The sequence below is a fragment of the Nocardioides sp. genome, assembly GCF_035429765.1.
Taxonomy (GTDB): domain Bacteria; phylum Actinomycetota; class Actinomycetes; order Propionibacteriales; family Nocardioidaceae; genus Nocardioides.
In genome coordinates, this window is sequence record NZ_DAOMFK010000050.1 from 1 (window position 1) to 10,196 (window position 10,196).

The 10,196-nt window shown below is 72.3% G+C and carries 10 protein-coding genes and 1 tRNA gene; 5 read left to right on the forward strand and 6 right to left on the reverse strand.

The features are described from left to right. Window positions 1-1,414, reverse strand: a 1,414-nt coding sequence (locus PLP61_RS07005; RefSeq protein ID WP_324501710.1) for a SulP family inorganic anion transporter, incomplete at its 3' end; no start/stop codon positions are given. Between the two features lie 73 nt (window positions 1,415-1,487). Between PLP61_RS07005 and PLP61_RS07010 the strand changes: the two genes are divergently transcribed. Then, window positions 1,488-1,889, forward strand: a complete 402-nt coding sequence (locus PLP61_RS07010; RefSeq protein ID WP_324501712.1) for a pyridoxamine 5'-phosphate oxidase family protein — start codon at window positions 1,488-1,490, stop codon at window positions 1,887-1,889. Here the strand turns inward: PLP61_RS07010 and PLP61_RS07015 are convergent. The 5 genes from PLP61_RS07015 to PLP61_RS07035 form a co-directional block, all read right to left on the reverse strand. After that, window positions 1,861-2,922: a hypothetical protein gene (locus PLP61_RS07015; RefSeq protein WP_324501714.1), complete on the reverse strand. Its 1,062-nt coding sequence runs from the start codon at window positions 2,920-2,922 to the stop codon at window positions 1,861-1,863. The genes PLP61_RS07010 and PLP61_RS07015 overlap by 29 nt on opposite strands. 67 nt (window positions 2,923-2,989) lie before the next feature. Next, window positions 2,990-3,472, reverse strand: coding sequence for a GNAT family N-acetyltransferase (locus PLP61_RS07020; RefSeq protein WP_324501716.1), 483 nt, complete (start codon window positions 3,470-3,472; stop codon window positions 2,990-2,992). Between the two features lie 307 nt (window positions 3,473-3,779). Then, window positions 3,780-3,869, reverse strand: a tRNA-Ser gene (locus tag PLP61_RS07025). A 162-nt stretch (window positions 3,870-4,031) separates the two neighbouring features. Then, the gene (gene tadA, locus PLP61_RS07030) at window positions 4,032-4,463 is read right to left on the reverse strand and encodes a tRNA adenosine(34) deaminase TadA (RefSeq protein ID WP_324501737.1); all 432 of its coding nucleotides are present in this window, start codon (window positions 4,461-4,463) and stop codon (window positions 4,032-4,034) included. A gap of 56 nt (window positions 4,464-4,519) precedes the next feature. Next, on the reverse strand, window positions 4,520-5,008 hold the full coding sequence (locus tag PLP61_RS07035; protein WP_324501718.1) for a tRNA adenosine deaminase-associated protein: 489 nt from the start codon (window positions 5,006-5,008) through the stop codon (window positions 4,520-4,522). Window positions 5,009-5,133: 125 nt separating this feature from the next. Between PLP61_RS07035 and upp the strand changes: the two genes are divergently transcribed. The 4 genes from upp to pntB form a co-directional block, all read left to right on the forward strand. Next, window positions 5,134-5,778 carry a uracil phosphoribosyltransferase gene (gene upp, locus PLP61_RS07040; protein WP_324501720.1) on the forward strand — a complete coding sequence of 215 codons (645 nt, stop codon included), beginning with the start codon at window positions 5,134-5,136 and terminating at the stop codon, window positions 5,776-5,778. 61 nt (window positions 5,779-5,839) lie between these two features. Further along, complete coding sequence (locus PLP61_RS07045) at window positions 5,840-7,105, forward strand: aspartate aminotransferase type Ic (protein ID WP_324501722.1); 1,266 nt, start codon at window positions 5,840-5,842, stop codon at window positions 7,103-7,105. Between the two features lie 90 nt (window positions 7,106-7,195). Then, entirely contained in the window at window positions 7,196-8,752 is a 1,557-nt protein-coding gene (locus PLP61_RS07050) for a Re/Si-specific NAD(P)(+) transhydrogenase subunit alpha (RefSeq protein ID WP_324501724.1), read from the forward strand. Between the two features lie 5 nt (window positions 8,753-8,757). Next, window positions 8,758-10,196 (forward strand): Re/Si-specific NAD(P)(+) transhydrogenase subunit beta (gene pntB / locus PLP61_RS07055; RefSeq protein WP_324501739.1); only part of this gene is annotated, 1,439 nt, incomplete at its 3' end.

The following is a 10,196-nucleotide window of genomic DNA, read 5'->3' on the forward strand; positions in this document are numbered from 1 at the left end:
CCCGGCGCCGGAAGTCCTCGGCGTTGGCGAAGAACAGCGGCGAGTCGTAGCGGTACACCAGCAGACCGGGCAGCAGCGTGGCCTCGGGGTAGTCGTCGACGTCGTGCATGCCGGCCAGGTGCGGCACGAAGCCCTGCACGGCGTCGTGGGGCCGCGAGACCCGGCGGAGGAGGTCGGCCAGCGACAGCACGATCGCCACGATGATCCCCTCCAGCACACCCACGACCAGCACCGACGCGGTCGTGACGCAGGCCAGCACCAGCTCGCTGCGCCGGAACGCGGCGAAGCGCCGGAACTCCGGCACGTCCACGAGCCGGGTGGCGGCGTACACCACGACGGCCCCGAGCGCTGCGCTCGGGAAGGCCTCCAGCAGCGGCCGCAGGAACACCACGGCGAGCACCGTGGCGAGCACGGTCGCCACGCCGGCGAGCTGGCTGCGGGCCCCCACGGCGGCCGCGATGGCCGTCCGGCTGCCGCTGCTGCTGACCGGGAAGCCCTGCATCAGCCCGGCCCCGAGGTTGGCGGCGCCCAGTGCGACCAGCTCCCGGGGAGGGTTGACCGGGTGGTCGCGGTCCTCGAAGGCCCGGGCGGTGAGGATGTTGTCGGAGTAGGCGACGAAGGCGACCCCGAGGGCCGGCAGCAGCATCGCCACCACGTCCTCGGCTCCGACCTGGGCCAGCCCCAGCTGCGGAACGGCGCTCGGGATCGGGCCGACCACCGCGACCCCGCGCTCGGTCAGGCCGAGCAGCGCGACGACGGCGGTGCTGGCCAGCATGCCGAGCAGGGCCACGGGGGCGCGCGGCCAGAGCCGGGCACCGAGGATCATCAGGGCCGCTGTGGTGACGCCCAGCACCAGGGTCGCGGTGTGCACGTCGTCGAGGTGCTGCACGACGTACCCCAGCTCGGGCACGAAACCGTCGCCCTCCACCGTGAGCCCGGTCAGCTTCCCGAGCTGGGAGACCACCATGATGCCCGCCACGCCCGCCATGTAGCCGACCAGGACCGGGCGGGACAGCAGGTCGGAGATCCTGGCCAGGCCGGCCACCCGCCCCAGGAGGCAGATCGCGGCGACGATCCCGCACAGCGCCACCGCGAGCGGGGCGTACTGGTCCGGACCGGTGGCGACCGCCCCGAGTGCGGCCGCGGTCATCAGCGCGGTCGTCGACTCCGGCCCGACCGACAGCTGGTGCGACGTCCCCAGCAGCGCGTAGACGACCATCGCGCCGATCGCCCCCCAGAGACCGGTGACCGGCGGGAGTCCCGCGAGCTCGGCGTACGCCATCACCTGGGGGACCAGGTACGCCGTGACGGTGACGCCCGCCAGCACGTCGCCGCGCAGCCAGCGGCGCTGGTACCCCGGCACCCAGCCCAGCACCGGCCGCACCGTCGTGCGGTCCGGGGCACCGGCTGTCATGGCGGTCACACTAGTCCCGGGGACACCGCCCGGGGTGGTTCCCTCCGCCTCTGTGGCAGTGCACGATGTGGGCATGAGCGAGCTGGCCGTGCTGTCCGAGTCGACGTGCCTGGAGCTGCTGACCACCGGCACGGTCGGGCGAGTGGCGCTGTGCACCCCCGAGGGCCCCCAGATCTTCCCCGTCAACTACGTCGTGCACGACGCGTCGGTGGTCTTCCGGACCACGCCCTACAGCCTGCTCGGAGCGCAGGCCTGGCAGACCCGGCTCGCCTTCGAGGTGGACCAGCTCGACCACGAGCGGCGCCTCGGCTGGAGCGTGCTGGCCACCGGGCCGGGCTCGCGCATCGACCCCGGCCCGACGCTGGACGAGGTGGTCCACCACTGGAACCCGCGGCCGTGGGCGGCCGGGACGCGCCCGCTCTACGTCCGGCTGCGCTGGGACGCCCTCACCGGCCGACGGGTCGGCGAGGCCTGACCTCCCGGGACTCCTCCACGTCGGTCTCCTCGGTGACCTCCCGGCGCACCCGGAGCCCGGCCAGGGAGGCGCCCAGCAGCGTGACGCCGGCGATCAGCACGCCGCCCGCAGGCCCCAGCGAGCCTCCGGTCCAGTCGATGATCGCCTCGGGCACCACCAGCGTGACACCGAGCACGCCGACCACCAGGTAGGGCCAGGAGGCGGTCCGCAGGTACATCGCGAACGCTCCCACAGCCACCAGGAGCAGCAGCAGGTAGGAGAGGTTGTTGTACTCCCCGCCGAAGCGGACGAACTGGGCACCGAAGAGGGCCAGCGCGGCCCCGATCGCCCGCGCCGGCGCCTGCTCGTGGAACACGCCGCGCTCGGCCGCACCGACCCACAGCAGCCCGATCGCCAGGAAGACCAGGCCCGGACCCACCGTCGACTCCTGCTGGCTGTCGAGCATGCTCCACGTGGTGGTGGTGAGGTTGAACAGACCGGCCGCGATCACGAGCTGGCCGAGCACGGAGGGGGCGTAGGCGTACGCCGCCGCCGCCAGCAGCACGACCGTCGCCGTGCCGGCGACCAGCGGCCAGTTGCCGCCACCGGTCTCGGGGCTGACCTGGAGGTCGACGGCGCGGCCCACGGTGATGCCCGTGGCCACCGACGCCGCGCTCAGCAGCGCCGAGGTGAGCCGACGCCGCATCTCGTCCCGGCCGGCGCGCAGCTCGGCGTACCCCGTCCCGACCCGGGAGACCGCGAGCCCGGCGGCGGCCAGCAGCACCGCGATCAGCGCCAGGACGCTGACCTGGACCGCACCGGAGAAACGCGTCCAGTACTGTGCCAGGAAGAGCCCGACGGAGGCGACCACCAGGGCCCCGCCCACGTAGGCCGCGATCTCGACCAGCAGCGTCCGCGAGGACGCCTTCTTCTCGGGTTCCCCGAGAACTCCGACGACTACACGCTGCGCGTCGTCCCGACGGGTCGCGTCGAGCAGGCCAGCCGACACGAGGGCGTCGACGACGGCAGGGACCTGCGCGTCCGGGTTCCTCATACCTCCAGCGTCCCACCGCGCGGGCCTGTCAACCACGGCCCAGCGCACCTACGGGCTATCTCCCCGGTCACACGCCGTGCCAGGCCATCAGGACGTCGTCGACGAGCCCGCCGGCGAGGGCGAACTCCCCGTGCAGGACACCCTCGACCCGGAACCCCGCGGCCTCGTAGAGGCGGCGCGCTCGGGCGTTGGGGGCCAGCACGCGCAGGGTCAGCTTGGTGGCCCCTCGCCGCCGCGCCTCCTGCTGGGCGGCCTCGACCAGCCGCCGGCCCAGACCCTGCCCCTGGTGGCCGGGCGCCACAGCGAGACCGTTGAGCTCCAGCACGTGCGCGTGGGAGGGCAGCGGCAGGGACTGGTGCAGCATGACGTAGCCGGCCACCTGCCCGTCGACCTCCGCCACCAGGACGTCCTCGGGGCTGGTCCACGCCGTGAAGAACGGCTCCCCCGGCGCGCGCGCCGGTGCCGGGGTGACGAGCGGGCTCCAGGTGTCGGCGTCGATCGCTGCCAGCGTGTCGTCGTCCGGGGGCTCGGCCGGGCGGATCCGGATCACGGCCCCACCCTGCCACGGGGAGGCGCGGCGCGGATCCCGACCCGCGCGGCGCAGGTCGGGACCCGGTCGCGTGGCATGGCGGTGGCCGGCCAGCGACAGGGCTGTCGACCTCCTCGTCCTGGGCTCCTCCTGACGGAACCGCGCACGTGCGTAGTTCGGGTCGTGGTTCCGGTCGGATCAGCAGCACGAACCACGCACGTGCGCAGTTCGCGCTGTCGCGGGCGGTCGACGCCGCCACCGGGAAAGACGGACGGCCGAACCCACGCGACGATGGGTTCGGCCGTCCACGATGTCTCGAGACATCACATGGCGGTGGCGGCGGGATTTGAACCCGCGGTGGACTTGCGCCCACAAACGCTTTCGAGGCGTTCTCCTTAGGCCGCTCGGACACGCCACCGCCGATGAGGGTACCGGAGCGCCTCCCCGTCCGCCGATCCGGCACTGCCTGCGGCGTCCCGGGCTGCCCTTCTTCTGCCGATTGGACCCAAACGACAGACAACACGCCGGGAGCCCTGCCGTTTCGGTCCAACCGAGGCATGGCCCGAGCGGCAGCGCGGCCTCAGCGGTGGGAGCGGAAGAAGTCGTCCAGGAGCGCGGTCGACTCCTCGGCGAGGACCCCGGCGACCACCTCGGGCCGGTGGTTGAGCCGCCGGTCGCGGACCACGTCCCACAGCGAGCCCACCGCACCCGCCTTGTCGTCGAAGGCGCCGAAGACGAGCCGCTCCACCCGGGCCAGGACGGCCGCTCCGGCGCACATCGTGCAGGGCTCTAAGGTGACCACGAGCGTGCAGCCCTCCAGCCGCCACCGGCCCAGCACCTCCGCCGCGGCGCGGAGCGCCACCACCTCGGCATGGCCGGTGGGGTCGTGCTCGGCCTCACGCACGTTACGGCCGCGGGCGATCACCTCACCCGTCGGGTCGAGCACCACCGCGCCGACGGGCACGTCTGCGGTGGCCAGGGCGGCGCGGGCCTCGGCCAGCGCCGTGCGCATCGGCGGCTCCCAGGCGCGTGCGGCGGCGTACCCCCCGGTCATCGACGAGGAGGTTCTCACGCGGAGGTGAGGCCCGCGGCCTCGTCGAACAGCGGGCCGAAGCCCAGCCGACGAGCGACCTCCGAGAGCATCTCGTCGGGGTAGAGCTCCTCGTCGTCCAGCAGCACCGCGAGGTCCATGGCCTGCATGCCGAGGTCGCCGACGATGTCCAGGTCGCCGGCCGGCACCTGGTCGTCGTCCTCCTCGGGGAAGGGGAGGCCGAGCAGGTCCACCGCGGAGGCCGCCAGCTCCCACTCGTCGGCTGCGGTGACGTCGGAGAGGAGCACGCGGACCTGCGGCCCGGCGACCCGGACGATCAGGAAGAAGTCCTCGTCCACGGCGACCAGCCCCAGCGCACCCCCGTCACCGGGGAAGCGGCGCAGCGCGGTCGAAAGCGCGTCGAGGTCCCCGAGCACCGCGCGGGCGATCTCCTGGACCTGCCACTCCCCCTCCTCGCGGTAGGCGGCGAGCGCGAAGTCGACGTCCTCGAGCTGTTCGGTCGTCACGACTCCTCCTTCCCTCGCCGGGCTCCAAGCACCCAGCGTGACAGACGTGGAGGGCCCGGCCAACCCCGCCCGGTCGCCGGTCGGGGGCCCGCAGCGCCGGGCGGCGGCTGCACTAGGGTGCGGCCATGCGTACCCTCGTCGTCGACCACCCGCTGGTCGCGCACAAGCTCACCGCCCTGCGCGACGAGACCACCGACACCCCGACGTTCCGGCGACTCGCCGACCAGCTGGTCACCCTGCTCGCCTACGAGGCCACCCGCGACGTGCGCGTGCGCGAGACCGAGGTCACCACCCCGGTGGCGACGACCCACGGCGTGACGCTCTCCACCCCCAAGCCGCTGGTGGTGCCGATCCTGCGCGCCGGGCTGGGCATGCTGGAAGGCATGCTGCGGCTGCTGCCCACGGCCGAGGTGGGCTTCCTGGGCATGGTGCGCAACGAGCTGACGCTGGAGGCGTCGACGTACGCCGAGCGGCTGCCCGACGACCTCTCCGGACGCCAGTGCTACGTCCTGGACCCGATGCTGGCCACCGGCGGGACCCTCGCCGCGGCCATCCGCTTCCTCACCGACCGCGGCGCCGACCAGATCATCACCATCTGCCTGCTGGCCGCGCCCGAGGGGGTGGCCAGGGTGGAGGCCGAGCTGGCCGGCACCCCCGTCCCGGTGACCGTGGTGACCGCGGCGGTCGACGAGAAGCTCAACGAGAAGGGCTACATCGTGCCGGGGCTGGGGGACGCGGGCGACCGGCTCTACGGGAGCGCCGGCAGCTGAGACGTGCGACGGCCGGGAACGAGGAGGCGTCCCAGACTCCCGGCGCACTACGCTGGCACCCGTGTCGAGCGACGCCAACCCCGCCCTGACCGCCGCCCAGGCGGCGTACGAGGAGCTGCGCGCGCTGGGCCTGCAGCTGAACATGCAGCGCGGACAACCCTCCGACGCCGACTTCGACCTCTCCAGCGAGCTGGTCACCGCGATCGGCCCTGACGACCTCGTGCTCGACGGGGTCGACCTGCGCAACTACACCCCTGCGCTCAAGGGCGGCCTGCCCAGCGCGCGCGCGATGTTCGGGGCCTACCTGGGCCTCGCCCCCGAGCAGACGGTGGTGTGGAACAACTCCTCCCTGGAGCTCCAGGGCATGGTGCTGGGCTTCGCCCTCCTGCACGGGGTGCGGGGCTCCGAGCGACCCTGGGTGCACCAGTCGCCGAAGATGATCGTGACGGTGCCGGGCTACGACCGGCACTTCCTGCTGCTGCGGACGCTGGGGTTCGAGCTGGTCCCGGTGGGCATGGAGCCCGACGGGCCGGACGTGGTGGCCATCGAGCGGATCGCCGCCGCCGACCCCGCGGTCAAGGGGGTCCTCTTCGTGCCGACCTTCGCCAATCCGGGCGGGGAGACGATCAGCGTCGAGAAGGCTCAGCGGCTGGCCGCCCTCGAGGCGGCTGCCGAGGACTTCACGCTGCTGGCCGACGACGCCTACCGCGTGCACCACCTGGGGCACCCGCCGAAGACGGTCGACCTCGTCGGCATGTCCGCGGCCGCCGGCCGGCCGGACCGGGCGTTCGTGTTCGGCAGCACCAGCAAGGTCACCTTCGCCGGCGCCGGGCTCGGGTTCGTCGGCTCGAGCGTGGACAACGTCGGCTGGCTCACCCGCCTCCTCAGCGCGCAGAGCATCGGCCCGAACAAGATCGAGCAGGCCCGGCACGTGCGGTTCCTCGAGGCCTACCCCGGCGGCCTGGAGGGACTCATGCGTGACCACGCGGCGATCATCGCGCCGAAGTTCGCCGCCGTGGACGACGTCCTCTCCGCCGAGCTCGGCACCGACGGCGCCTTCGCCACCTGGACCCGCCCCGAGGGCGGCTACTTCTCCAGCCTGTTCACCACCGCCCCGGTGGCCGAGCGCGTCGTGGAGCTCGCCGACGGCGTCGGCGTCAGCATCACGCCGGCCGGGGCGACGTACCCCGACGGCCTGGACCCGCACCACCGGAACATCCGGATCGCCCCCACGAGGCCGCCACTGGAGGACGTGCGCACCTCGATGCGTGCCCTGGCCGCCTGCATCCGGCTGGCCACCGAGGAGTGGCGCGCCGCGCAGGGCTAGCGGCGTCCCGCCAGCCCCGACCCGCGCTCCGGGCGGGACCCGCACCGCGGTACGTTGACCCTGCCCCGTAACCGCGTCGAGGAGGCATCCGTGCGCATCGGCATCCCCCGCGAGTCCAAGGTCGGCGAGACCCTCGTCGCCGCCACGGCGAAGACGGCGACCCAGCTGGTCAAGCTGGGCTACGACGTCGTGGTCGAGGCCGGCGCCGGCCTGCTGGCCGACCAGCCGGACTCGGCGTTCGCCGCGGCGGAGATCCCCGTCGGCACCGCCGAGGAGGTCTGGAACAGCGACATCGTCGTCAAGGTGAACGCGCCCACGGACGCCGAGATCGCCCGGCTGCGGCGCGGGGCGACGGTCATCTCGCTGATGGCCCCCGCCCGGAGCCCCGAGCTGGTGGAGAAGCTGCACGGCGCGGGCGTCACCGGGCTGGCGATGGACGCGGTGCCGCGCATCTCCCGGGCACAGGCGCTCGACGTTCTCTCGTCGATGGCCAACGTCGCGGGCTACCGCGCCGTCATCGAGGCCGCGCACGCCTTCGGGAGGCAGTTCACCGGTCAAGTCACCGCGGCGGGCAAGGTGCCGCCGGCGCGGGTGTTCGTCGTCGGCGCCGGGGTCGCCGGGCTGGCCGCGATCGGGGCTGCGGGCAGCATGGGCGCCGTCGTACGCGCCTTCGACGTGCGCCCCGAGGTCGCCGAGCAGGTCGAGTCCATGGGCGCGGAGTTCGTGCGGGTCGAGATGGAGCAGGAGGTCTCCGCCGACGGGTACGCCAAGGAGATGACCGCCGAGCAGGAGGCCGCCACCGCCTCGATGTACGACGAGGAGGCGCGCAACGCCGACATCGTGATCACCACCGCGCTGATCCCCGGCCGACCCGCGCCACGACTGATCCACGCCCAGACCATCGCCGGCATGGCCAACGGCAGCGTGATCGTCGACATGGCGGCGGCCAACGGCGGCAACGTCGAGGGCACCGTGGCGGGGGAGAAGGTGGTCACCGACAACCTGGTGACGATCCTCGGCTACACCGACCTGGCGGGCCGGCTGCCCGCCCAGACCTCACAGCTCTACGGCACGAACATCGTCAACCTGTTCAAGCTGCTCACGCCCGAGAAGGACGGGCAGATGGTGCTCGACATGGACGACGTCGTGCAGCGCGGGATGACGGTGGTCAAGGACGGCGAGCTGATGTGGCCGCCCCCGCCCGTGCAGGTCTCCGCGGCGCCGGGGGCCGTCGTACAGGAGGTCGTCGTCGAGGACCCAGCCGTGGTCGCGGCCCGCGAGGCCGCCGCCGCGAAGGCCAGGAGCCGTCGCCGGCTCACGATGTCCGCGATCGCCGCGGTCCTGGTGGTGCTTGCCGTGACCTTCTCGCCGCCGAGCTTCACCGGTTACTTCACCGTCTTCGCGCTGGCGGTGATCGTCGGGTTCTACGTCATCAGTGGCGTCTCGCACTCGCTGCACACCCCGCTGATGTCCCAGACCAACGCGATCTCCGGGATCATCCTGGTCGGCGCACTGCTGCAGCTCGGATCCACCGATCTCGCGGTCACGATCATGTCGTTCGTCGCCGCGTCGATCGCCTCGATCAACATCTTCGGCGGGTTCCTGGTGACCTACCGAATGCTCGGCATGTTCCGGAAGGAGGCGTGAGCACGATGATCCAGTTCGTCGATGGGCTCTACATCGTCGCGGGCGTTCTGTTCATCCTCTCGCTGGCGGGGCTGTCGCGGCCGGCCACGGCCCGGATGGGCACGCTGACCGGCATGGTCGGCATGGTTCTGGCGCTCGGGGCGACGATCACCCACTCGCTCTACATGTCGGCCAACGACGCCGGCCGCCGCTCCGTCGCCGTCACGCTGCTGCTGATCGTCGTCGTCCTGGCCATCGGCGCGGCGATCGGGATCCCGGTCGCCCGCAGGGTCGAGATGACCCAGATGCCCGAGCTGATCGCGGCCTTCCACTCCTTCGTCGGCCTGGCCGCGGTGCTGGTCGGCTTCAACTCCTTCATCGCCCCCGAGGGTGAGACCGGCGCCGTCCATCTGATCGAGGTGTCTCTCGGCGTCCTCATCGGAGCCTTCACGTTCACCGGCTCGGTGGTGGCCTACCTGAAGCTGTCGGCCAAGATGAAGTCGGCTCCGCTGGTGCTGCCGGCCCGCAACCTGCTCAACCTGGTGGGCTTCACCGCGTTCTTCGTGCTGATGATCTGGCTGGTCGTCGTCGACGACAACGGCACCCTCGGGCTGACCCTGCTCATCGTCATGGCGGCGCTGGGCTTCCTGCTGGGCTTCCACATGGTGGCGGCCATCGGCGGCGGCGACATGCCGGTCGTCGTCTCGATGCTCAACAGCTACTCCGGATGGGCCGCGGCGGCCGCCGGCTTCATGCTCGGCAACAGCCTGCTGATCATCACCGGCTCACTGGTCGGGTCCTCGGGTGCGATCCTGTCCTACATCATGTGCCGGGCGATGAACCGGTCGTTCATCTCGGTCATCCTCGGCGGCTTCGGCTCCGACGGCGGCATCGTCGGGGAGGCCAAGGACTACGGCGAGCACCGGGAGATCCTCGCCGACGAGGCCGCCGAGCTGCTGGCCGAGTCGCACTCGGTGATCATCACACCGGGGTACGGCATGGCCACCGCCCAGGCTCAGCACGCCGTCGCGGACCTCACCTCCAAGCTCCGCGCCCGCGGGGTCAACGTGCGGTTCGGCATCCACCCGGTCGCCGGCCGGCTCCCGGGGCACATGAACGTGCTGCTCGCCGAGGCGAAGGTTCCCTACGACATCGTGCTCGAGATGGACGAGATCAACGACGACTTCGACGACACCGACGTCGTGCTGGTGATCGGCGCCAACGACACGGTCAACCCAGCCGCCCTCGAGGAGCCCAACTCCCCCATCGCCGGGATGCCGGTGCTCGAGGTGTGGAAGGCCCGCAACGTGATCGTCTTCAAGCGGTCGATGGCCACCGGGTACGCCGGCGTACAGAACCCGCTGTTCTTCCGGGAGAACACCCGGATGCTCTTCGGCGACGCCAAGGACCGGGTCGAGGACATCGTCCGCAACCTGCCCGAGCCGGTCGGCCAGCTGGCGAGCGG

Bases quoted from the DNA above. Each gene is read 5' to 3' on its own strand.
- PLP61_RS07010 (WP_324501712.1), top strand. From the start codon at position 1,488: ATGAGCGAGCTGGCCGTGCTGTCCGAGTCGACGTGCCTGGAGCTGCTG.
- PLP61_RS07015 (WP_324501714.1), bottom strand. From the start codon at position 2,922: ATGAGGAACCCGGACGCGCAGGTCCCTGCCGTCGTCGACGCCCTCGTG.
- tadA (WP_324501737.1), bottom strand. From the start codon at position 4,463: ATGCGCACGGCGCTGGCCGAGGCCCGCGCCGCCCTGGCCACCGCAGAC.
- upp (WP_324501720.1), top strand. From the start codon at position 5,134: ATGCGTACCCTCGTCGTCGACCACCCGCTGGTCGCGCACAAGCTCACC.